The sequence below is a fragment of the Tenacibaculum profundicola genome, from assembly GCF_057220795.1.
This window is the reverse complement of record NZ_CM170137.1, coordinates 4,162,679-4,187,295: the sequence shown is the minus strand read 5'-3', so window position 1 is coordinate 4,187,295 and position 24,617 is coordinate 4,162,679. Positions and strand designations below refer to the sequence as shown.

18 protein-coding genes are annotated in these 24,617 nt (G+C 33.0%); 13 read left to right on the top strand and 5 right to left on the bottom strand.

Annotated features, from left to right (window positions below; genetic code table 11):
* Positions 1-12 precede the first annotated feature (12 nt).
* The 3 genes from AC2TDS_RS17190 to AC2TDS_RS17180 all read right to left on the bottom strand — a co-directional run bounded on the left by AC2TDS_RS17190 (position 13) and on the right by AC2TDS_RS17180 (position 2,750).
* Positions 13-489 (bottom strand): T9SS type A sorting domain-containing protein, encoded by a 477-nt coding sequence (locus tag AC2TDS_RS17190; RefSeq protein ID WP_484736805.1) that lies wholly within the window; start codon positions 487-489, stop codon positions 13-15.
* A 63-nt stretch (positions 490-552) separates the two neighbouring features.
* Entirely contained in the window at positions 553-2,409 is a 1,857-nt protein-coding gene (locus AC2TDS_RS17185) for a DUF262 domain-containing protein (RefSeq protein WP_484736804.1), read from the bottom strand.
* A gap of 38 nt (positions 2,410-2,447) precedes the next feature.
* A complete protein-coding gene (locus AC2TDS_RS17180) occupies positions 2,448-2,750 on the bottom strand; it encodes a hypothetical protein (RefSeq protein WP_484736803.1) in 303 nt (100 codons plus the stop codon).
* An 841-nt stretch (positions 2,751-3,591) separates the two neighbouring features.
* Here AC2TDS_RS17180 and AC2TDS_RS17175 point away from each other — a divergent pair.
* Positions 3,592-3,915, top strand: a complete 324-nt coding sequence (locus tag AC2TDS_RS17175; protein ID WP_484736802.1) for a hypothetical protein — start codon at positions 3,592-3,594, stop codon at positions 3,913-3,915.
* 70 nt (positions 3,916-3,985) lie between these two features.
* A complete protein-coding gene (locus AC2TDS_RS17170; protein WP_484736801.1) occupies positions 3,986-7,411 on the top strand; it encodes a methylmalonyl-CoA mutase family protein in 3,426 nt (1,141 codons plus the stop codon).
* A gap of 159 nt (positions 7,412-7,570) precedes the next feature.
* On the opposite strand, the gene AC2TDS_RS17165 is transcribed toward AC2TDS_RS17170, so the two are convergent.
* Entirely contained in the window at positions 7,571-8,182 is a 612-nt protein-coding gene (locus AC2TDS_RS17165) for a TetR/AcrR family transcriptional regulator (RefSeq protein WP_484736800.1), read from the bottom strand.
* A 91-nt stretch (positions 8,183-8,273) separates the two neighbouring features.
* On the opposite strand from AC2TDS_RS17165, the gene AC2TDS_RS17160 reads away from it, so the two are divergent.
* From AC2TDS_RS17160 to AC2TDS_RS17110, 11 genes are all read left to right on the top strand, one after another.
* On the top strand, positions 8,274-9,389 hold the full coding sequence (locus tag AC2TDS_RS17160) for an FAD-dependent monooxygenase (RefSeq protein WP_484736799.1): 1,116 nt from the start codon (positions 8,274-8,276) through the stop codon (positions 9,387-9,389).
* A 54-nt stretch (positions 9,390-9,443) separates the two neighbouring features.
* Complete coding sequence (locus AC2TDS_RS17155; protein WP_484736798.1) at positions 9,444-9,584, top strand: hypothetical protein; 141 nt, start codon at positions 9,444-9,446, stop codon at positions 9,582-9,584.
* Positions 9,585-9,595: 11 nt separating this feature from the next.
* Positions 9,596-10,012 (top strand): DUF4345 domain-containing protein, encoded by a 417-nt coding sequence (locus AC2TDS_RS17150; protein ID WP_484736797.1) that lies wholly within the window; start codon positions 9,596-9,598, stop codon positions 10,010-10,012.
* Positions 10,013-10,568: 556 nt separating this feature from the next.
* Positions 10,569-11,549 carry a TolB-like translocation protein gene (locus AC2TDS_RS17145; protein ID WP_484736796.1) on the top strand — a complete coding sequence of 327 codons (981 nt, stop codon included), beginning with the start codon at positions 10,569-10,571 and terminating at the stop codon, positions 11,547-11,549.
* A 658-nt stretch (positions 11,550-12,207) separates the two neighbouring features.
* Positions 12,208-13,689: a T9SS type A sorting domain-containing protein gene (locus AC2TDS_RS17140; RefSeq protein WP_484736795.1), complete on the top strand. Its 1,482-nt coding sequence runs from the start codon at positions 12,208-12,210 to the stop codon at positions 13,687-13,689.
* Between the two features lie 612 nt (positions 13,690-14,301).
* Entirely contained in the window at positions 14,302-16,209 is a 1,908-nt protein-coding gene (locus AC2TDS_RS17135) for a M1 family aminopeptidase (protein ID WP_484736794.1), read from the top strand.
* A 483-nt stretch (positions 16,210-16,692) separates the two neighbouring features.
* Entirely contained in the window at positions 16,693-17,202 is a 510-nt protein-coding gene (locus AC2TDS_RS17130; RefSeq protein ID WP_484736793.1) for a hypothetical protein, read from the top strand.
* 622 nt (positions 17,203-17,824) lie between these two features.
* Positions 17,825-19,090: a glycosyltransferase gene (locus AC2TDS_RS17125; protein ID WP_484736792.1), complete on the top strand. Its 1,266-nt coding sequence runs from the start codon at positions 17,825-17,827 to the stop codon at positions 19,088-19,090.
* A gap of 968 nt (positions 19,091-20,058) precedes the next feature.
* The gene (locus tag AC2TDS_RS17120; RefSeq protein ID WP_484736791.1) at positions 20,059-20,895 is read left to right on the top strand and encodes a hypothetical protein; all 837 of its coding nucleotides are present in this window, start codon (positions 20,059-20,061) and stop codon (positions 20,893-20,895) included.
* On the top strand, positions 20,892-22,907 hold the full coding sequence (locus tag AC2TDS_RS17115) for a serine hydrolase domain-containing protein (protein WP_484736790.1): 2,016 nt from the start codon (positions 20,892-20,894) through the stop codon (positions 22,905-22,907). The genes AC2TDS_RS17120 and AC2TDS_RS17115 overlap by 4 nt, the downstream gene beginning before the upstream one ends.
* 555 nt (positions 22,908-23,462) lie before the next feature.
* A complete protein-coding gene (locus AC2TDS_RS17110) occupies positions 23,463-24,086 on the top strand; it encodes a TonB-dependent receptor plug domain-containing protein (protein WP_484736789.1) in 624 nt (207 codons plus the stop codon).
* A gap of 325 nt (positions 24,087-24,411) precedes the next feature.
* Here the strand turns inward: AC2TDS_RS17110 and AC2TDS_RS17105 are convergent, their stop codons facing one another.
* The gene (locus AC2TDS_RS17105; protein ID WP_484736788.1) at positions 24,412-24,570 is read right to left on the bottom strand and encodes a hypothetical protein; all 159 of its coding nucleotides are present in this window, start codon (positions 24,568-24,570) and stop codon (positions 24,412-24,414) included.
* Positions 24,571-24,617: the final 47 nt, after the last annotated feature.

Here is a 24,617-nt window from a genome sequence, read left to right as displayed (position 1 = left end):
ATCAATGTATATTTATTTCTTTATAATTTTAAACTGTTTAATTTTTTCTTGTTCAGACGATATTTGGAGAATGTAAATCGCTTGAGGCAATTCACCGACATTAATCGTAGTAAGTTCAGGCAAAACTTCATTTGTTTTGATAAGCGACCCTTTGTAATCATACAAATGGTAACGTAATTTCTCATTTGTGTTTTCTACAGTAAGTTGAAGTGCCTCTGAAGCAGGATTTGGGTAAACGCTCAAATTAATATCCATATTGGTTTTACCATTAGAGAACGCAATGATCTCATACGCTTGCTGCACCCCAGCAGAAACTTCCCCGGTACTTCCAACATTTGTAGTGTACACAGGTTCCCCTATAGTGTAACTTGTTAAACCTCCAGAACCAGAGGCTTCACCTCCAGCAGGAATTGATGCTTGTTGGGCATAACTGACTGTTAAGGTCAGCATACCTATTGCACAATGCAACAGTAGTTTTTGTTTATTCATATCTATATTCTATATATTTAAGGCCGTTCTTTGATAATACCCTGCAAAAAAATTACTTAACCGCTAAATAAAATGAGCTTTACCCTCCATAAATTCCAGGTACTTTGATACACGGACTTCTATATTGTGCATAGTTGCCCCGCAATTTGGTAGTGCGTCATTTACCTTTATTTCTGTTTTATCACTTAGCTCTTCCGTTACTTCTTTTTCAAGGTAAAAAGTATCCACATTGTCAAAACTCCATTTTTGGGAAGCGAAATCAACTAATACCTTATGTCGTTTCTCAATTGATGGTGTTTTCCAAACATTCAATTCATTTTCAGAAATCGCAAAATCTTTGATTTCTGCTTGTTGATTCAGAAGGGGGTTTGCTTTATATGAACTAAGTTTTTTGTTAAATGCTTTATTACCAATTGACGCATTATGAGAACCAGAAATGAGCATAAGGTTTCCAAGACTATTTAAATGTTTTGCAATAAAATCTTCTGAATACTCATTACTTTCATCAACGTCATATCCTGTTGATATTAACTCTCCGTCTGTTGGCGTTTGTGGTGAAATATGTTCTATTTGTTCATTTTCAAGACTAAAGTTTTTTATACTATATCCTTTATTTTGAATTGAATTTTCATATTCCCACAGTAAATAATTTAACACTTTGTTACCATACATTCCGCCGTTGAGATAGTTTTTTGTATTGGTATCGCTCCAATACCAAGACTCATTTAACTTGTTTCTGATATCAATTTTTAGTTTTAGTAAATCACCTTGAAAATTCAGAAGTATTGAATTTAAACGTTCTTGAATATTAGCTCTACTGTTTATTAATCTGGCTCTAAAGCTTACTACTTCTAATAAATTAAATAACGTATTTAATTGAGCTTGATCATCTCCAAAATATTTATACCCTTTAATGACAAAGGGATAGATAAAGGCAGGGGCATTTATCTTGGCTAGTTTTTTTGCATAAAAGTTATCAGAATTCTCAAACTTCTTCATATTTGAAAACGAAGTGTGTAATTCAGAAATATATCTTTTTATCCAATGAATTTTATCTTCTGATTTTTTAAAAACTTCTTTAACATCTTCTAAGGTTCTGTAATTATACCCTTTAACATATGCATTGTTGTGGTAAATAAGTACGCTATCTTCATTAAGCTTCTTAAAATCATTGATTATTAAATAGATTAATTTAAAAATGTTTGAGACATTTTCAATATTTGATTCTGTTTCTTCTGGATCACTGTACACATACATTTGATACATAAAATAAGATTTGATTTTCTCCATATTTGTCAAATCTTTGCCTCTGTTATTTTCTAATTCAAACATTAATGCTGAATCTTTCTTTCCTTCTAGCTCAATGATAGTTAAATCTGTTGTTTCAATCTTGGTTAATACTCTCAGTAAAATATCCGTTGATCGTTTCGCCAATTCAGTTGTGAAAAATGTTCTAGCTCCTTTTATTCTTTCCTGTGAAAGTGTGTTTGTTTCGAATTTCTCCTGATTATCAATAATCAAAGAATCAAAACAAGCTCTATCATATTCAACTGGGCGCAGTTTTATATTTCCACCATTCTTTAAGAAAATACTTTCTTTTGTTTGAAAATCGAAATTTTTAAGTTCAACTTCCTTTTCTCGTTCTTTAAGAACGTTTATCATTGATCTAATGAAAATTACCAATGTAGTTAATCGTTGTTGCCCATCTATTATTTCATATTTAACATCTTTCTTAACGGTTTCTAAAAGTACATTTCCGTAGAAGTAATTGTTTTCTCCTTCAATTTGCTCTAACAAATCATTAAGGAACGTTTGCCATTCGCCTTTCTCCCAAGAATAGGCTCTTTGATACACAGGAATTTCAAATGATTTTTGAGAACTATCAAAAAGACCTAATGTTGTTTTTCTGTAAAAGTCCATATTTAGTATTGTCTCGCTTTTTTTAAACTTAATCCTATTTAATTTTTAGTAATCCAGTTTACTAATCTCTTTATACTCTTGAAAGGCATTACTATTATATTCGTGTATGCCACGATCTTGTTTGAACCTGAAAATTTAGATTTATTTTCTAAATTTTGAACATTTATTTTTGTTGGATTAACTTTTACTCCGGGATAATGAAAAGCAAGTATTTCAGTAATGACTTCGTACTTTTCAGGGCCCAATAAGCCTTGTACTATCATGTCATCAAGATGTATTTCTTTATCAATTACTACAGGCCCGTTCGATTGTCCTATTCCCCTTACTTTTATTTTTTTCACCCCTCTTTTAAAATTATAATTATCTTTTTTACCTTATTCTAACATAATTCGTGCATAGTAACATGGTTACTAATAAACCTAATGTCACTTACAATTCTCTTTTGTCAAAGTTGTCACTTCCGCTTCTACAGAAACTTCAATTTCTATACTTACAACTTTTCATAATAACGCAAACAAACCCCTTAGCTATAAAACCCCCTGTTTTATCAAAAATAAAATTTGGCCCTGCTTTTAAACAATGTAAATTTATTAACTCAAAAGAATACGAGTCAATAGGATCCAGACCCTATTGACTCGTATTCTTTTTTTCACTATGTACAACCTAGACAAAAGCAGTCTAAAAACGACCTAAACCCTTTATTTAAAAGGTACACAAGGGTGTTTCTGTCTATTTTGAAAAGCTCAAAAAATGAGTTTTTCTAAAAAGGGGGTATTTTTATACTTTACACGAAAATGCATATTTTACTTTCTACTACTTCGAACACCCTCGAATACCGGTTATCATTTAAAATTACGATTGAATTGGTAAAACTTAATGGAAATTATCATACGATAAGAATAGGATAATTATAGACGTTTCATAAATAAAAGCTGTTTTAAAAAAGAAACCAAATCTCTATTTATATTAACTCACTTGTTTCTACGAAACAAGACTGATTATCAGTAAAATATATTTTAATTTCACCCCTAGTTAGTAAAAGACTGAAACCAATTTATTTTTCATTTTTTAAAAACCTACTAACTAAAAGTGAATATACTTGTGTTATGAATAGGTGCATACCCTAACATTTTACGTATTAAAAGGAATAACTATTTAGGTAAAAATGATTATTTTTGAACTGTGATACTCGTTTCAAAATATATAATTCCGAAAGGATTTGCTGGCTTAGCACTTTATCCTTTCATTTTTTTAAAAAGAAAAGACTTAAAAGACGATATTTTTCTCATAAACCATGAAAAAATTCATTTAAAACAACAGCAAGAAATGTTGATTATTTTTTTCTATCTTTTTTATGGTATTGAGTGGTTTATCAAGCTTTTAAAATATCAAAACACGTCATTAGCCTATAGCAATTTAAGCTTTGAAAAAGAAGCATACTTAAATGAAGGGAATATCAATTACCTTAATAACAGGGAATTTTGGGCTTTTTTAAACTATATATAATTTTTAAAAAATCTCGATTTTTTTTAAGATTTCCGTAAATTGCAAACCAATAATTCAAGTTAAATTACGAATGGAACAAATAACTCCTTATAAACCTACATATAAAGTACGAATTGTAACTGCTGCATCTTTATTCGATGGACATGATGCTGCGATTAATATTATGAGAAGAATTATTCAATCTACTGGGGTTGAAGTAATTCACTTGGGTCACGATCGAAGTGTTGAAGAAGTAGTGAACTGTGCTATCCAAGAAGATGCCAATGCTATTGCAATGACTTCTTACCAAGGTGGACATAATGAGTATTTCAAATACATGTACGATTTACTTAAAGAAAAGGGAGCTACTCATATCAAAATTTTTGGTGGCGGTGGCGGTGTCATCCTTCCTGAAGAGATTAAAGATTTGATGGATTATGGAATCACCCGTATTTATTCTCCTGATGATGGTCGTGAATTGGGATTACAAGGAATGATTAATGACTTAGTTCAACAAGCTGATTTTGCTATAGGAAATACCTTAAATGGTGAGGTAGATAGACTCGCAGATAAAGAAATTGGCAGTATCGCCCGCCTTATTTCTTCCGCTGAAAACTTCCCAGAAATAGCCAAAGAGCCCCTTGAAATAATCCATAAAAAAAATAAAACCTCTAAAACCCCTGTTTTAGGAATTACTGGTACTGGTGGAGCTGGTAAATCAAGTTTAGTTGATGAGCTGGTAAGGCGCTTTTTAGTTGATTTTCCTGAAAAGACAATTGGGTTAATTTCGGTTGATCCTTCCAAGCGTAAAACAGGAGGAGCTTTATTAGGTGACCGTATTCGTATGAATGCCATCAATAATGAACGTGTGTATATGCGTTCATTAGCTACTCGTCAATCTAATTTAGCGTTATCAAAATACGTAAATCAGGCTGTTGAAGTTTTAAAGGCAGCTGAGTTTGATTTAATCATATTAGAAACTTCAGGAATAGGACAATCTGATACCGAAATCATAGAACACTCTGATACATCTTTGTATGTCATGACTCCCGAATTTGGTGCTGCTACGCAATTAGAAAAAATTGATATGCTCGATTTTGCCGATTTAGTAGCTATTAACAAATTTGACAAACGCGGTTCTTTAGACGCTCTAAGAGATGTAAAGAAACAATATATGCGTAACAATAACTTGTGGGATATTCCTCAAGACAAGTTACCTGTATTCGGTACCATTGCATCACAATTCAACGATCCAGGCATGAATTCATTATACAAAGCTATCATGGATAAATTAGTTGAAAAAACAGGAGTTGATTTGCAATCTACTTTCGAAATTACAAAAGAAATGTCTGAAAAGATTTTTGTAATCCCTCCTGCTAGAACTCGCTATTTATCAGAGATCGCTGAAAATAACAGAGCGTATGATAAAAAGGTGGATGACCAAGAAATAGTAGCGCAAAAACTGTACGGAATTTATAAAACAATTGAAAGTGTTTCCGAATCAGAAATTCAAATAGATAAATCTGGAATTACCAGCGAATCAATAAATGTTACCGATGAGAACAAAGATTTCTTAAGGCTTTTACTCGCCGAGTTTGACCGCTTAAAAATGGATCTAGATCCTTACAATTGGGAAATTATTCTAAGTTGGAACACTAAAGTTCAAAAATATAAAAATCCTATTTATAGCTTTAAGGTACGCGATAAAGAAATTAAAATTGCCACTCATACTGAATCATTATCTCATTCTCAAATTCCTAAAGTAGCCTTACCAAAGTACAAAGCATGGGGCGATCTATTGCGTTGGAATTTACAAGAAAATGTTCCTGGTGAATTCCCTTATGCTTCAGGATTGTATCCTTTTAAACGTACTGGTGAAGACCCTACTCGTATGTTCGCTGGAGAAGGCGGCCCTGAACGTACCAATCGTCGCTTCCATTATGTAAGTTTAGGTATGCCAGCAAAACGACTTTCAACGGCATTTGATAGTGTTACGCTTTACGGAAATGACCCTGGGCACAGACCTGATATTTATGGTAAAATTGGAAATGCAGGTGTTTCTATTTGCTGTTTAGATGATGCTAAAAAATTATATTCTGGTTTCGATTTGAGTCACGCCATGACTTCTGTTTCTATGACGATCAATGGTCCTGCTCCAATGTTACTTGGTTTCTTTATGAACGCTGCTATTGATCAAAATTGTGAAAAATATATTAGAGAGCACGGTTTAGAAGCTAAGGTGGAAGCAAAACTAAAAGAATTATATGATGACAAGGAACTGGAACGTCCTAGCTATAATGGCGATTTACCAGAAGGAAACGATGGTTTAGGTTTATTGTTATTAGGAGTTACTGGTGATCAAATCTTACCTGCCGATGCGTATGCAGAGATTAAAGCCAGTACTTTAGCGCAAGTACGTGGTACGGTTCAAGCAGATATTTTAAAAGAAGATCAGGCGCAAAACACCTGTATATTCTCTACCGAATTTGCCTTGCGTTTAATGGGAGATGTTCAAGAATATTTTATCAATAAAAATGTTAGAAATTTCTACTCAGTATCTATTTCTGGGTACCATATCGCTGAAGCAGGAGCCAATCCTATTACCCAACTTGCACTAACATTAGCTAATGGTTTTACATATGTAGAGTATTACCTATCAAGAGGTATGGATATTAATAAGTTCGGACCTAACTTATCATTCTTCTTCTCGAATGGTATAGATCCGGAATATGCGGTTATTGGACGCGTTGCTCGTAAAATTTGGGCCAAAGCTTTAAAGTATAAATATGCTGCTAACCCTCGTGCTCAAATGTTAAAGTACCATATTCAAACATCAGGTCGTTCATTACATGCTCAGGAAATCGATTTTAATGATATCCGTACTACTTTACAAGCTCTTTATGCCATTTATGACAATTGTAATTCACTGCATACAAACGCCTATGATGAAGCAATAACCACACCAACGGAAGAAAGTGTGCGTAGAGCTATGGCTATCCAGTTAATTATAAATAAGGAATTAGGTTTAGCTAAAAATGAAAATCCTATTCAAGGGTCATTTATCATTGAAGAGTTAACCGACTTAGTTGAAGAAGCTGTATTAACTGAATTTGACCGAATTACAGAACGTGGCGGTGTTTTAGGTGCCATGGAAACGATGTATCAACGCTCTAAAATTCAAGAAGAAAGTTTATACTATGAAACCTTAAAGCACACTGGAGAATTTCCTATTATTGGAGTAAACACCTTTTTAAGTTCTAAAGGGTCACCTACGGTTACACCTCAAGAAGTTATTCGTGCAACAGAAGAAGAAAAGCAATTCCAAATCAACACAAAAGAAACGCTCACTCAAGCTCATAAAGAAAAGGTACTCGAAGAACTTGGTAAAATTCAGAATGCCGCTGTTCAAAATGATAATATCTTTGAAAAATTAATGGAGGCAACCAAAGTATGCTCTTTGGGTCAAATTACCTCAGCATTGTTTGAAGTTGGTGGTCAATACAGACGAAATATGTAGATAACTATTTTACGGCTACATAACATAAAACCTCGCAATACTATGCGAGGTTTTACTTTTTTATATTCCTTTTATATTCTCTTTTGGAAAATAGAGAAATCCTATCACATAATTTGAGCCGCACGATTACCAGCTTTAGTTGTTTTCAGCCTATGAAACTTAACATATCATTTTGTATTCTTCTTTACCTTTTTCCGTTAGGTATGGAAAAATAGATTGGGATATCATTTCTGTATATTTTAGAACCGTTTGTTCACTTAAAGCACCTTCTATATACGCAGAAGAAATCCAAAAATCTCCTACTATTTGCAATCGTTTATATAAAAAAAGATATTCATTCGGTAAGCTTTCTTGAACCATAAGGTCACTTTCTATTAAACTGTTAAATATTAAAAAAAACTGTTCTTCTCTTTGAATCATGAGGTTTCTATAATGCTCCTTAATCTTATCATTCTCTCTCATTATCTGAGTAAAGTCAAGCATAAAAAAACGAAACTCAAATAAACTCTTCATGACGGCTTTATTTACCTCTACTAATAATTTAATTCTTACTTCTTCATTAAGTACTTTCCATACTTCTTGATTTATTTTCTCCACTAAATTGAAGTACAGTTTTTCTATTAAATCATCTCTTTTTTTATAATGATAGTTTAAATTCCCCTGACTAATCCCCATCTCGTTAGCTATAGTTCTCAATGTTACTTTAGCTAATCCAAAATTATTAAATAATGATAAGGCAGTTTCTAAAATTCTGTCTTTCGTTTTCTTCATGCCGCAAAATAAAAAAACTAGTACAATTGACCTAATTTAAAATTAGAATTAGTACATTTGACCTAATTACGAATTTCACATGAGTTTACCTATGAATATAACCATTATTGGTGCAGGTATTGGTGGATTATCTGCTGCCTTAGCGCTGTCTAAAAAAGGATTTAAAATTGATATTTACGAACAGGCGGAGCGTATACGCCCTATAGGTGCGGGAATCATCTTGGCAAACAATGCAATGGAAGTGTATGACCAATTAGGGTTAAAAAAGGATTTAGAGCAAGTAGGTAATAAAATTGGATCCATGAATATCACAACGCCAAACTTAACTCCCATTTCAAAAATAGACGTAAACCATTCTAGTAACAAAAACACTCTTGCGATTCATAGAGGAAAATTACAGCAAATTTTAATTGACCATCTACAAAACACACAAATCCATCTAAATCATCAGTTAAAAGAGATCTCCAACATTGATGAAGAATACATTTTAAAATTCGAAAACGGAAACGTTGTTACCAGCAAAATTATCATTGCCGCCGATGGTATTCATTCAAAGGTTAGAGAATCACTATTTAAACCTACCACCATTAGAAAAGCTAATCAGATATGTTGGAGAGGTATTGTTAACTTCCATTTACCGATAAAACATCAACATGTATTGAATGAAGCCTGGGGTAAAGGAAATCGTTTTGGTTTTGTTCCGATTAGTAAGAACCACGTTTATTGGTATGCCCTGGCATCAACTAACCATGAAACTTCTAAGCTCCATAAAAGCGATATTAGTAACTATTTCGAAAACTATGATCCAATGGTTACATCTTTACTTTCAGATACCCCAACAAATAATATACACAGGGCTGAAATATACGATTTACAACCTATCAAGAATTGGTACCAAAAAAACCTATGTTTACTTGGTGATGCCGCTCATGCTACTACACCTAATATGGGCCAAGGAGCATGTCAGGCCATAGAAGATGCTTATGTACTTGCCGAATGCCTAAGTCAATATCCAGTTCAAACTGCTTTTAAAAAATACCAACAATTGCGAATACGAAAAGCACGTCAGGTTGTTCGATTTAGTTGGCTTATTGGAAAAATAGCTCATGTATCCAATCCAATTAGTGTTTTTATACGAAATTCAATTCTATGGTTAACCCCTACGACTATAAGTCAAAAACGATCTAAACGAATATCTACTTTGTAACTAGGTATACCACGGTATTGGTAGTATGAAAAAAACATAAACAATTCAATCATAATGAAAAAAGTAAAACAAGAGAATATTACATTGGCAACACGCCATATCGAAACACTAAGCACGATTGATTATACCGATACATTTTCTACAACAAACCATACCACAAAACGTTACCTTCAAGCACAAAAAAACTCAAACTAAACTATTAAAAAGTGGAAATCGGAACGAAAAATATGACGGATAAAATAAATTGGATTTTTAAGAACCTACATCTACTTATTTCTATATTAATTGTATTACCAACAGGAATAATTTACGGTTCACCATCGATTCTGCCCGAACAACTGGACATTCAAGTCAACACAATTGACCTTGCAAATATGTTGAAAGCTAATATGTGTCAATATATCGGAATTTCTGTAATATGGATTTTAGGGGTTTGGAAAACCGAATATTGGAAACGTGCCACCGAACTGAATATATTATTTATGTTAACTCTTGCTACAGGACGTGGGTTGAGTATGATAATGGACGGATTACCGACAGGAGGTTATATTTTCGGAATAATAGCGGAATTTGCTCTCGGAATTTATTCGATTTATCAACTTAAAAAATATAATACAAAGTGAATAGAATCGTAGAGAAAGCCAGACAGGTAATCGAGTAGACGGCTCTCCTCGTTAAAGAAGAGAGTGCGCCTCTCACACCACCGTACATACAAATCTCGTATACGACGGTTCATTATATCAAAACTTTGCTTTATGGTAATACCCTAACAAAACATATAATTCAACTTACCACAAAGCACCTTTTTTTAAGGTGTTTTTTTATGTCTAAGATTTACGTAAACGAATTATAAAATAAGAGTAGGATTTTAGATCTTAAAAATGGACAAATTCTTTGACATAATTGTGGTAAGTAAATTACAAAAACCGTTTTGTAAACATATTATCATCTTTTAACATGATACATTCTTTTGGATTATACTCATGTTTATTTCATATAGAAGCATAAGCACTGGGGAAATCAATGAAATTTCAGTAATTTAGATGTTATACTTAAAACTAGATATACAACCAACCTTAAAAATACTTTTAATCTCAGCCCTATTTATTTATATTTGAAAGGTAAATATGCGCAATTGCGCATACACACTAGTTGTGCAACATTATTTAAAAAAAACAAATGAAACTTAATATCCTATATTTCTTAGTGTTACTATTTTCTGCGGCTGGTTGTCAATCTAATAAAAGCCATACAAACACAAGTTATGTTGTTGATATTGAATCAACCTCTGACAGTTTAATTCTATTTGAGGAAAATTTGATTTCAACACCACTGTATGAAAGAGATTTAGCAATTAACCCACAGGGCAATGAAATAATCTATACTCTTGGCGACTACAAGCAATCAAGAAGAGCATTGGTAATATTGAGAAAAATCAATGAGGTATGGAGAAGGCCTGAAATAATGAATATCTCGGGTATATATCAGGATATTGAACCATTTTTTGCAAATAAAGGAAATAGATTGTTTTTTGCTTCGAATAGGCCTATTAATAAAGACAGCACAAGAAATGATTACAACATATGGTATAGTGACAAGATTCAAAATTTATGGACAGAACCCATAGCTTTAGACACGGTAATCAATACCCGAGGAAATGAATTTTTCCCTTCTTTAAGTGAAAAAGGAAACCTATTCTTTACCGCAACGAGGGAAAATGGAATAGGCAGAGAAGACATATTTATGTCTAAATTTAAAGGAGGGCAATTTGAATCACCAAAACCATTGCCAAAAGAAATCAACTCAACATTGTTTGAATTTAATGCCTATATAAGTCCCAAAGAGGATTTTATCGTTTTTAGTTCTTTTGGAAGAAATGATGGTTATGGTGGTGGAGACTTATATTTCAGTTACAAAGACAAAGCAGGTAACTGGAGCCCTTCTAAAAATATGGGGGAGCTAATTAATTCGAACAAATTGGATTACTGTCCCTTTATAGATTGGAAAAACCATAACTTCTACTTTTCGAGTGAACGTATAATTCAAAATAATAGCGAACTGAAAAGTATAGATGGAATAAAACACATAGCAAATGATGCAATGAATGGCTTTGGTAATATTTATAAAATCAGATTAGATAAAATACAAAATATGAACTAGGACGTTGCACAATCGAGTAGACAGCTCTCCTCGTTAAAGAAGAGAGTGCGCCTCTCACACCACCGTACATACGGTTCTCGTATACGGCGGTTCGTATATCAGAACTTTACTTTATGGTCATACCCTTTCTTGTGGACCTTAGTATGATGTGCTACCTTATCCAAATACTACTACCAATTTAATTTTTTGATAACGTAAAATTAAATTGAGTTATTTTTTTCAAGATTAAGGCAAAATAGTTTAGCATAGCCTTAGTTATGGTCAACTATTTTAACAAAAAGATGGAGAAAAAGAAACAATTTAATGCGTCATTAGAAAGTTAAATTGGTAGTAGCCTCTGTATACAATTTCTGTTCGTCAATACCGAGTTTTGCAGTTTCGCTTCCTTCAGATAAACCCTCACGGATTCCACCCTTGCAATTTGCTAATGGTTATGGGCGTTACCCCAACCCATAAGGGACTTGCACACCCTCTAGATTAATATTTTATTTTACGATAAAATAAAGATGCCCATGCTGGGCATACACGAGGGTATAGCTCATTGCGGTTTATGTACTTTTTTGAAAGTAATTACTTAAACAAAGTTTGAGCTTTATTTACTAACTTAGAGCCAAAATACCACAACAAACCATACCCCAAACGTTAGCACCAATTTGAAATGAAAAACAACAACTTATTTTTTTATTTACTACTTTTAAACTCTTACTTGATTTTTTCTCAAACACAAATAGGACAAGATATTGACGGAGTTTCTAACAATGAATTTTTTGGGTCATCATTATCAATATCATCAAATGGGAACATTACAGCTGTTGGAACTCCTTATAATAACGAAGTTGATTACGGTGCTGGACAAGTAAGAGTTTATACTTTTAATGGAAACCAATGGGTACAATTAGGGCAAGACATTAATGGAGCTGAAACAGGTGATAATTTTGGAGTATCCGTATCCTTATCTGCGAATGGAAATCGTTTAGCTATTGGAGCAATCGGTAATTTAGGAGCTCCAACAAATAAAAAGGGTAAAATAAGAGTATATGACTTAATAAATGGAATTTGGACGCAAGCTGGGATGGATATTTCAGGAAAGGCTGATGGTGACCGATTAGGAATCTCTGTCTCTTTATCAGAGAATGGCAATCGATTAACTGCAGGTGCTCAAAAAAATGATGATAATGGTCAAGATTCTGGACATGTCAGAACATATGAATTTATAAATGGTAACTGGTCTCAAATTGGCCAAGATTTAAATGGAGAAGATGCTTTTAATGATTTTGGATATTCAGTTTCACTATCTGGAAATGGAAATCGTTTAGCTGTAGGAGCTTTACATAACGATGATAATGGAATTGATGCGGGGCATGTTAAAGTCTTTGAATATAGCGGGAGTAATTGGGTACAAATAGGAGCTAATCTTGTAGGTCAAGGTAATTATGACTTTTTTGGAGTATCAGTTTCATTAAACAACGATGGGTCAAGATTAATTATAGGAGCTGATGAAGTTAATAATGGTTATGGTTATGCTAACGTTTATGACTATAGTGGCGACACTTGGGCTCAAGTTGGGAGTTCTATTATTGCTGAAAATGACCTAGACAGGTTTGGGCATTCTGTTTCTATAAATAGTAGTGGATCCAATATTGTAATTGGAGCTCCATGGAATGATGGAAATGGAAATAGTTCAGGACATACAAGAATATATTCTTACGATAATACTGATTGGATCCAATTAGGTAGCGATATTGATGGAGAATATGAAGGCGATTGGTCAGGACGCCATATATCACTCTCTAAAAATGCTAATATAGTTGTAATTTCAGGAGATTGGAATGACGATAATGGAAATAATTCTGGGCATGTTAGAGTTTATGATTTTAGTACAGTTTTATCAATTGATGATGCAAACAATAAGGTCATTAGCTTTTTTCCTAACCCTGTTAAAGAAAAGCTGAATATTAATTCATCGTTTTTTCAAATAGATCGAATTGAATTCCAAATTTTCGATGTTACTGGCAGAGTCATTAAAAAAGGACGCATGAAAGAAGATTACATTAATTTCTCAGACATTCCCATTGGTATATATATACTTAAAATATCAGTAAACAGTAAAAACATGACAAAATCTATAATAAAAATATAAACTGGTGCTAACAACTTAGTATATGGCGTGCCGATAAGCTAACGCTATATGCCCTGTTGACTGATCGGTTGATAGTAAGGGGTAAATTTTGTGTTGCTTTTGTATATTTGGTAAAACAGTAAAACAAAAATATAGAGATAGCTATCAGGCTCTACTCTACTGTATGACCGCTCCGATTGACTGTGAAAACAAATAAAGACAAGTTGTGGCGGATAAAATTGCTTACTCGGGCGAAAAGAAGATTGACTATGATAGCGAAAGCAACACGGTGATGGGTTTTTATAAAACCAACCTAAATAAAAATAATTCACTATCTTCGAGACGCTAAAGCCTTACATTTTAACATTTTAGACTTAACACAGTGTAGAGTTTTAATTGCAAATAAAAAGAAATTGACGTGTGTATTTACAGCAAAGTAGAACGTGTTGCTTTACATACATAACAACGTATAAAATTAATTACTAAATCCATTTTCTATTGCAGTTTTATGTTGTTTATATTAGATTAGTGATAACGCAACTAATACTATACGAAACGTTATAGCTAATTACTTTAGTGGTAGGGAAGGGAAAATAAAGAAAGATTAGTCTGAATTGAACAAAACATAAATTTATGAAAACTTTAAGTACATTTTTGTGTCTTTTACTTATTATATTATTAGGCGCTTGTAATAATCTCAAAGAGAAGGAAAGTAATAATTCAATCATGGACTATAAGCTATCATGGGATGGTACTTCCAATTTGCTAGACGTTAATCTTAGTTACACTTGTCAAAGCAAAGATCGTTCAATTTTTATTTATGGAAGACCCGATTTCGGAGGGCAAGAGGATATTTTTAATATCCTTAAAAACATTACTGTTGGTGCTGAAGATAGTTTAGAATTATATCCAGAGGAGCGCAAACTTGTAATTAGACACTATGGAAAGAGTAAGAATAAAAGCCTAAATTATTCAATAGATGGCACTTTGGTCTATGGCAAGGATAAAGCACAACCTTCTTGGGAAGTGGCCAAAGAGAGATTTCGACCTACCATAGTGCCAAATCATCTTTATGTATATGGAGGAAGTTATTTAATGCAATATCAATCTGATAAAGAGATACAACATCTGATACAGTGGAAAAACTACCCTAAAAACATGACTTCCTTTGACTCCTATGACCTAGATCAAGACCCTAGTACTATCTCAGAAACAACATATAACGAATTAGCTAATTCTATAAGCATTATTAGTAATGATATAAATATCAATATCAAAGTTATAGAAGGTATCCCACATTATTTTGTTACATCTAAACATAATAAAACTATTTCAGAAGCTTTTAATGAAGAGACATTTCAATATTTTTCAGATATCATGGGGTTTTGGGAAGACTATGAGCATAAGTACTATTGGGCTGCTATTCTTCCTATGCAAGGTAAGGTTATTGAAGGCCATTCTAGTAGTGGTGGGTATGCTTTAAATGATGGGTTTTATATGAATTACTCAGGCAACTTGGATACTAAAAGAGCAGTTTTTACAATTTGTCACGAGACTGTTCATAGGTGGATTGGTAATGATGTCAATATAGGGAATTCTAGTTTTGACCATCAATGGTTTGGAGAAGGTTTTACAGAGTATATAACCATGTATACAGCTATAAATTCTGATTTAATGAATCTAGATGAATTCTATAAGGAAATTAATATTTCTAAACTTGCAAATCATTATCAAAGTAGTGTTAAAGAAGTTCATAATGATTCTATTGGGAAACTATTTTGGACCAATAACCAAATACAAAAGATGCCTTACAGAAGAGGGTTCATTTTTGGTTTTTATTTAGATAATCAGATTCGACTGGCATCGAATAATACTAAAACAATTCGTGATTTCTTATTAGATTTAAAGGCCAAGGCTGATGCTAAAGAAAATGCATTGCTCGAAGTTGAAGGACCATTGACATTAGAAGAATTTATAGAAGTTGGAGGTCAGTATTTGAGTAAAGAGAAGTTGAAGATGGATGTAGAAAAATATATCATTAATGGAAAATTAATTGATTTTAATCAGGTAGAACTTTTGGATGCTTTCCAACTAAAGTATGATAGCCCTTATGCTGATGATAAATGCTCTACCATTAAAGAGGCTTTTGGAAGAGAGGGGTTTGTTAATGCAATAGGAAAAGAAGGTGCTGCAAAACAGGAAAAAGTATTTAATATTTTAAAAAAACTATTGCTAACCAAAGATATTACTCCCTTTGTAAAAAATACTGCAGATGGTTTTACCTTTTTGAATAGCCCTTTAGAATCATTGCAAATGGAAGTCAATAAAATTCAGGCAACCTCCATTTGTGTTAAAACTATATCCAGTAGCTCTGAAGGATGGAAAGTGATTTTTAATTGCAATGAATCAGATAAGAGTAGTCAAGAGATGGCACTTCTTTTAGATAACGATTACAGGTATGTTAAAGTCAGTAATGTTGAGAAAATTCCATCTATAAAACTAAAAGAAAATGTTAAACTTAAGGACATATATTCTTGGTAGAGAATAAAAAACTAGCTACAATCGAGTAGACGGCTCTTCCTCGTTAAAGAAGAGAGTGCGCCTTTCACACCACCGTACATACGGTTCTCGTATACGGCGGTTCATTATATCAGAACTGTACTTTATGGTAATACCCTTTCTTGTGGACATTAGTATAATGTGCTACCTTATCCTAATACTACTAGCCTCTGTATACGATTTCTGTTCGTCAGTACCGAGTTTTGCAGTCTCGCTTCCTTCAGATAAATCCTCACGGATTCCACCCTTGCGACTTGCTAATGGTTATGGTCGTTACCCCAACCCATAAGGGACTTGCACCCTCTAGGTTAATATTTTATCTTGCGATAAAATAAAGATGCCCATGCTGGGCACACACAACATGTAAAACCAATGCCTGCCTTTGCGCGCTAAGTTCCAGCCGCATTTTACGGCACTGTTATTACACAAACGTTGTGTTTAATAAAAAAACTTATCTCGAAAAAGATGATTAATCTAATTCTGTTTATTGTAACAAATATAATTCTTGCATTAGTAATCTGGTATTCTGAGAGGAAATCAAATGAAAAATTAAAAAAAGCGATTAGTGGAAGATATATACTAAAAGCTAATCTCAATTATAAAATTTTAGGAATTATTTTAATTATTATTGCCATTTTACTTACATATGCAATGATTCTAAATTGGAATCAAGAGATTCAGTTAATTGCTCCTATAGTATCTTCCTTATTTTTAATTCCTGGGATTTTTATGATGATGTATTATTATAACTACAGTGTTGAGTTTGATGATTCAAAAATTATTATTACAAATTGGAAAGGGACAAAAAAAGTTATTGGATGGAGTGATATAATCAAAATTAAATTTATTGATTCTATAAAATACCTCTATATTAAGTCTAATTCTGGTAAAACTCTAATTAATCAAGACTGCGTTGGATTCATTACTTTGATAGAAATGATAGAGTTAAAAACTGATTATAAATTTAAAAACTAAGCACAATCGAGTAGACGGCTCTCCTCGTTAAAGAAGAGAGTGCTCCTCTCACACCACCGTGCATACGAATCTCGTATACGGCGGTTCATTATATCAGAACTGTACTCTATGATAATACCCTTTCTTGTGGACATTAGTATAATGTGCTACCTTATCCAAATACTACTACCAATTTAATTTTTTGATAACGTAAAATTAAATTGAGTTATTTTTTTCAAGATTAAGGCAAAATAGTTTAGCATAGCCTTAGTTATGGTCAACTATTTTAACAAAAAGATGGAGAAAAAGAAACAATTTAATGCGTCATTAGAAAGTTAAATTGGTAGTAGCCTCTGTATACGATTCCTGTTCGTCAGTACCGAGTTTTACAGTCTCGCTTCCTTCAGGTAAACCCTCACGGATTCCATCCTTGCGACTTGCTAATGGTTATGGGCGTTACCCCAACCCATAAGGGACTTGCACCCTCTAGATTAATATTTTATCTTGCGATAAAATAAAGATGCCCATGCTGGGCACACACAATGTTTATAGTGCATAGCACCCTGCGGGATGCTACGTCACCGTACACGGAACGTTGGCATTCATTAAAAACCAATACTAAGATTTAGTAAGAGAAAAAAATATGAAAGCAGTACTATTTTCTTTGGGCAGTCGGGGAGATGTTGAACCTTTTTTAGCTTTAGGAGAAATACTTAAAGAAAAAAAATGGAACGTTGTTTATGTCTTTCCAGAGCAGTTTAGAGAACTTGTGGGAAATAATAATTTTTATGGCTTTACTGAAGAATTTATAGCTGTTTTACTTGCAGGCGAGCAATCAAAAATAATAACAAGTAGAAGCGGTTCAGTTCTTAAAAGATTAAAAACACTTTTTATACTCGCAAAAAAGTCAATTAGAATTAATAAAGAAGTTACTTTCAAACAAAAAGAAATCATTGATAAAGAACAACCTGACTATATTTTTTACAATCAAAAATGTGTTTATCCAATAATGTGGGAGTTTATAAATCCTAATAAAGGAATTTTAGTACACCCTTTCCCTTGTTTTCTTCATAAAGTTAATAATCATTCTATCATTGGGTTTGGAGGTGGCGGAAATTATGGTGAATTTATAAATAGATTAAGTTATTCATTTCAAAATGTGGCATTATCCTTAGCCACTTATTTTACTACAAAAAGATATCACAAAGAATTAATTGGAAAAACAATAAATCCACTACGGATTCGAGAAAGATTACTGAATAAAGCAAAATCATTTTATACTATCTCACCTACTCTCTTTCCACAACCAAAAGACTGGAAAAATAATGCAAATGTTGTAGGGTATTTTGAACGAAAAAAAACTAATAGTTGGGAAGCTGATAAAGATTTAGAACAATTTATTAAAAAATATGACAAAATTGTTTTTATCACTTTTGGGAGTATTTCAAATACAAATCCTACTCAAAAAACAGAAGCAATACTTAGTGTATTATCTAAACATAAAATACCTGCAATAATCAACACTTCTTGGGGAGGGTTGATAAAACCAGAAAAGTATTCTGAGCATATTTATTTTGTAAACACCATTCCATACGACTGGATTTTCCCTAAAATGTATGCCGTTATTCATCACGGAGGTTCAGGAACTACACATTTAGCGTTAAAATATGGATGTGCAAGTTTAATCATTCCGCACTTCATTGACCAATTCTATTGGAATACCATAATCCATAAATTGAAAGTGGGTAAAAAGGGAGTGTCAATAAAAAAATTGAATAAAAGTAATTTTGAAACACCTATTTTAGACTTATTAAGTAATGAAAATTACAAAAAGAATGCAGAGCAGATTGCAAAACAAATGCAAAAAGAAAACAATACAGAAAAATTAATGAAACTAATATTAGAATAACGAAATCCCAATCGAGTAAACGACCCTCCTCGTTAAAGAAGAGAGTGCGCCTCTCACACCACCGTACATACGGTTCTCGTATACGGCGGTTCGCATATCATCACATTAAAGCTCTTTTCACCTTTAACGTTATCCTTTAATGTAAGCATAGACTACACAAGATGGTCCTATGCGAATTTCAAGGAAATATACGTTCCGTCCTTCCTTATACCGATTCTTAGGTAAAATTACACAACCGTTTCCTTCCAGTCATGCTTGTGTTTTTCCGATAGATCGGCATTTACTATAAAAGTTTTAGTGAATAAATTAACATCAGAAGTGGTATAACTTCTGAGACCTCTTTGTTTTTATCAAAGCTCATTTGCTGTAAGTACTATGACTTCTGCTGACTTCTCCATAGAGTCACACGTGACTTTGGAGACCTCCCCAGGTAATGGCATCTTCTTTCCCTCAACTCCTGCCGTATCTACTAATAATACCCTTTCTTGTGGACGTTAGTGATGTGCTACCTTATCCAAATACTACTACCAATTTAATTTTTTGATAACGTAAAATTAAATTGAGTTAATCTTTTCAAGATTAAGGCAAAATAGTTTAGCATAGCCTTAGTTATGGTCAACTATTTTAACAAAAAGATGGAGAAAAAGAAACAATTTAATGCGTCATTAGAAAGTTAAATTGGTAGTAGCCTCTGTATACGATTTCTGTTCGTCAGTACCGAGTTTTGTCGTCTCGTTTCCTTCAGGTAAATCATCACGGATTCCACCCTTGCGACTTGCTAATGGTTATGGGCGTTACCCCAACCCATAAGGGACTTGCACCCTCTAGATTAATATTTTATCTTGCGATAAAATAAAGATGCCCATGCTGGGCACATACAATATGTAAAACCAATGCCTGCCTTTGCGCGCTAAGTTCCAGCCGCATTTCACGGCACTGTTATTACACAAACGTTACCACACATTTGAATGAACATAAGAAATCACATAATAATTTTAGCTTTAATTTTGGGAATTTACTCTTGCAAAGAGGAGAGAAAAATCAATGTTAACACTAATGAAAGTGTTGAATATATCTCGTTTGATTTAAAGGTCGACCATTTCAATATTTGGATTGAAAATCCTAAAAAAGCAAAAGAAAAATTAATTGATATTGGATTCACTTCCGTACCCGACTCACTTTCTGAAATTCATAAAGGACAAGGAACATCAGGCAGGTATTTCCGTTTTTTAAACAGTTATCTCGAATTGATTTTTGTTTTTGATCAAGAAGAATTTGATAAGAACAATGAAATCAATAAAAATTTAGATTTTTCGGAAAGAGCCAACTTTGAAAATAATGAAGCTTCCCCTTTTAGCATAGCTCTTAAAGTAAAAGATTACAATATAGGAAAAATTCCATTTGAAACTATAAGTTACCATCAAGACTGGATGGAGCAAGATGCGAATATATATTCAGCTAAAAATTCAAAAACATACCTAAAAGAGCCTTCAATTTTTATTGTTTATCCCGAGATTGAATCAGGAACATTTGAATCATTATCTGAACTGGAGAACTTTCCTGCCGAAGATGATTATTGGAAGGCGTTTTTCAAACATCCAAACGGAGCAAAAAAGATTACAAATATTATTATTACATCAACTGATTTAGATTTAAAAACCGAAACCATTAAAGCTGTAAATAGTATTGAAAATGTTGAAATCAAAAATGGCTCTGAACATTTAATGGAATTATATTTTGATAATAATATCCAGAAAAAACATTTTGATTTAAGACCAGAATTACCGCTAATTATTTACTTATGATAAAAGTTAACAACAAGCAGTTATTATATTTTCTAATTGGCTTTCTATTCTTTAGTTGTAAAAATCCTAAAGAAACAAAAACGATTGCTGAAGGAAGCCCCAAAATTGAAGTTCAACAATTTCAAAAGATTATCGATTCAATATATAAAGCAAATCCACAATCGATAGGAATCATAGCACATATCGAATCGCCAAAAAACGGAATATCTTGGAGCGGAAGTGCAGGCTACTCAAATAAAGATACTAAAGCAAAGTTATGGCCAGACCAACCTGCATTAATCGCTAGTAATGTCAAGACGTATGTTTCAGCTGCAATATTAAGATTACAAGAAGAAGGAAAATTAAATATTGAAGACCCGATTGGACAGCATTTATCTTTAAAAACTGCCGAACTTTTTAAAAACGATGGTTACGATATCAATCAAATTAAAATCAAACATTTATTGTCGCATACCAGCGGAATTGCCGATTATGTAAATACCGATTACTTTGAATTTATCAATAAAAACCAAAAACATAGATGGACGAGAGATGAGCAATTACAAGTTGCTGTAAATGTTGGCGACCCTTTAGCTAAACCACAAGAAGCTTTCAAATATGCAGATGTCAACTATTTACTTGCCACAGAAATCATAGAACAAAAAACGCAAAAACCTTTTTACACATCGATTAGAGAGTTGCTTAAATATGACGATTTAGGCCTAACCAATACTTGGTTTCCAACCTTGGAAGAAAAACCCAAGCAAACAAAAAAACTTATACACCAATACTGGAAGGAAGAAAATTGGGGTGAACATAAATTAAATTTCGATTGGGATTCTTACGACCACGATATTTCTTGGGACTTATATGGTGGAGGCGGAATTGCAACAAATATGAAAGAATTAGCCCAATTTTCATATCATCTATTCAATGAAAGAATTATTCAGGACAAGGACGTTTTTACTCTAATCAAAACCGATATAAAAACAACAGACGGAATACCAAAAACATACAGGCTTGGTGTTGCAGATGCAACCATAAAGGGGTTACAAAGTTTAGGTCACGGCGGTTTTTGGGGAACCCAAGTATTTCATTTACCGCAATTGGATGCTTCAATCTCCGTTTGTGTATTAGAGCGAAATGGTAAGATGAAGATTATTAAAGATGTACTAAACACCGTAATAACTGAATTAACCAATCAATTATATCCCATTGAACCGATCGTTCACGAGAATTATGAGTTATATAAGGCAAAAGATTCAAAGGCAACTTTAATTCTTTTCCCGGGCGGAGCTTCGTCTGCAAAAGAAACAAAAGAAGAATTTGACATAATTACAACAGTAACTGCCAATAACGTTTCTATTCTGTTTATGAATTTTAATCGACATCTATGGGTTGATGAAACGACTACTAAACAATTATCAAAAGAACTTGAAACCATCTTTACTGAAAACGACCTCAAAACTGCAAATGTGTACATTGGCGGAATGTCGATTGGTGGAAATGTAGCTCTTACCTTATCTGACTATTTAACAAAAAAGAAATCCATTATTGCACCAATTGGAGTTTTTATAGTTGATTCGCCAATAGACCTTTATGCACTTTATGAAAGCTCTATCAAAGATACTAAAAACCCGAATTTCGATGAAGAAAGACTTGCCGAACCAGAGTGGATTATTAACTATTTTGAAGAAAATTTTAGCAAAAATTCGCTATTAGAAAACATACAAAAGGTTTCACCATTTACTTTGGTGAATAAATATACGAGTGTCTCTAATTTGAAAAACACCAAGTTAAGGTTTTATACAGAACCCGACAGTCTATGGTGGAGAGAAAATAGACAAACTGACTTTGAAAGCACCAATGCTTATTCAATAGAGAAAATTGCAAAAGACTTAAAAGCCAAAAACTGGAATCAATTTGAATTAATTGAAACAGAAAACAAAGGATATCGAGCTAATGGAGAAAGACATCCACACAGTTGGTCTATTGTTGATTCAAGAAAACTGATGGATTGGATGAAGGAATAAAAACGTGTGGTAATCGAGTAGACGGCTCCCCTCGTTAAAGAAGAGAGTGCGCCTCTCACACCACCATACATACGGATCTCGTATACGGCGGTTCATTATATCAGAACTTTACTTTATGGTAATACCCTTTCTTCTGGACGTTAGTATGATGTACTACCTTATCAAATAGTAATACCAATTTAATACGTCATTTGAAAGATAATTGATACTAGCCTCTGTATACGATTCCTGTTCGTCAGTACCGAGTTTTGCAATCTCGCTTCCTTCAGATAAATCCTCACGGATTCCACCCTTGCGACTTGCTAATGGTTATGGGCGTTACCCCAACCCTTAAGGGACTTGCACCCTCTAGATTAATATTTTATCTTGCGATAAAATAAAGATGCCCATGCTGGGCAAACATAAAAACAGCATCATCTATTTGTGTAAAAGAAAATTCAAACAATAACTGGTATTACTCAGAAAGAAACAACTTTACTAAGGTGTTGCACAGCCATACAGATAACAAGAAATAATTATTTTGTATCTTAGTAACTTACTAAAACCATTATTATTATGAAAAAGTACTTCTTACTACTAGTTCTTTTAACATTTACTTTTAATATCAGCATTTCGCAAGCACAGGCTACAGAAGACCTAAAAATTTCAATATTAGTCAAGGGTTCTGACAACAAACCTATTCCCAAAGCAATTATTCTTTTTGACAATGTGAAGCAAAAAAGATGGACTAATTCCAAAGGGGTATTCAAAACCAAAGTAGCAAAAGCACCAAAAGAAATAAGTGCTTTTTACCCAGGTATCGGGATTCAAAAAGTTACCTACAATGGTAAAAAAAACATCACTATAATAATTAAAGAAAGAAATGATTTATACCTAGAGAGTACAGGAATGAAAAAAACAATCAGTACCATTCAATACAGGAATATCTATGATTACTTGCGAGGAAAAGTTCCAGGTGTCAATATAAGTCCTGGTAATAATATCAATATACGAGGATTTAATAGTGTAAATGGAAGTACCACTCCGTTATTTGTTGTGAATAATACAGCTGTGGATCAATCTGTCTTCGGCGATATTGTTCCTTCTACTATAAAATCTATAACGGTTCTTAAAGGTCCGGAATCAGCTCAATATGGTTCCAGAGGTGCGAACGGTGTTATTATAGTCAAAACATTATAAGAATACTTTACTTTTTTTTAAACTTTTATTCAATTCCTATTGCATAGGAATGCCGCAAGTTATATTGGTTGTTAGATAAAAGTTTGCAATCATTAACTGGTACTTGCGTTTACTAATAGCTCGGCATTGACCATAAATAGGTTAGGTAGGTCTAAATGAGTAATAGACGTAGTTCATATGAAGTATTTTAATCCATGAGGCGAAATTAACGGATAATTCCAGATCAAAAATCATATAAAAATAGTGCTCGATATTTTAAAATATACATCTAAAAAAGAGGGGTATAAACTACAGTCATGGTCGGAAGAAATTCCGGCCATTTTTTTTAAGTTTCAAAATGGTCTAAATTTCCTTCACAGTCTACAACAATCATAGCTATAGCTAAATTTCTGAGTTCCATTTTAAATCTTCTTTTAGCAGTTTTATAACCTATTTGGTTTGCTTTTTTATAGATTAAAATTAACATGGCTACGATTAGAGTCATATATAGCATAACTTCTATTCCATTTTTATTCAATGAGACCAGATGAC

Bases quoted from the DNA above. Each gene is read 5' to 3' on its own strand.
- AC2TDS_RS17105 (WP_484736788.1), bottom strand. From the start codon at position 24,570: ATGACTCTAATCGTAGCCATGTTAATTTTAATCTATAAAAAAGCAAAC.
- AC2TDS_RS17170 (WP_484736801.1), top strand. From the start codon at position 3,986: ATGGAACAAATAACTCCTTATAAACCTACATATAAAGTACGAATTGTA.
- AC2TDS_RS17120 (WP_484736791.1), top strand. From the start codon at position 20,059: ATGAACATAAGAAATCACATAATAATTTTAGCTTTAATTTTGGGAATT.
- AC2TDS_RS17165 (WP_484736800.1), bottom strand. From the start codon at position 8,182: ATGAAGAAAACGAAAGACAGAATTTTAGAAACTGCCTTATCATTATTT.
- AC2TDS_RS17130 (WP_484736793.1), top strand. From the start codon at position 16,693: ATGATTAATCTAATTCTGTTTATTGTAACAAATATAATTCTTGCATTA.
- AC2TDS_RS17115 (WP_484736790.1), top strand. From the start codon at position 20,892: ATGATAAAAGTTAACAACAAGCAGTTATTATATTTTCTAATTGGCTTT.
- AC2TDS_RS17135 (WP_484736794.1), top strand. From the start codon at position 14,302: ATGAAAACTTTAAGTACATTTTTGTGTCTTTTACTTATTATATTATTA.
- AC2TDS_RS17145 (WP_484736796.1), top strand. From the start codon at position 10,569: ATGAAACTTAATATCCTATATTTCTTAGTGTTACTATTTTCTGCGGCT.
- AC2TDS_RS17185 (WP_484736804.1), bottom strand. From the start codon at position 2,409: ATGGACTTTTACAGAAAAACAACATTAGGTCTTTTTGATAGTTCTCAA.
- AC2TDS_RS17140 (WP_484736795.1), top strand. From the start codon at position 12,208: ATGAAAAACAACAACTTATTTTTTTATTTACTACTTTTAAACTCTTAC.
- AC2TDS_RS17190 (WP_484736805.1), bottom strand. From the start codon at position 489: ATGAATAAACAAAAACTACTGTTGCATTGTGCAATAGGTATGCTGACC.
- AC2TDS_RS17125 (WP_484736792.1), top strand. From the start codon at position 17,825: ATGAAAGCAGTACTATTTTCTTTGGGCAGTCGGGGAGATGTTGAACCT.
- AC2TDS_RS17160 (WP_484736799.1), top strand. From the start codon at position 8,274: ATGAATATAACCATTATTGGTGCAGGTATTGGTGGATTATCTGCTGCC.
- AC2TDS_RS17155 (WP_484736798.1), top strand. From the start codon at position 9,444: ATGAAAAAAGTAAAACAAGAGAATATTACATTGGCAACACGCCATATC.
- AC2TDS_RS17110 (WP_484736789.1), top strand. From the start codon at position 23,463: ATGAAAAAGTACTTCTTACTACTAGTTCTTTTAACATTTACTTTTAAT.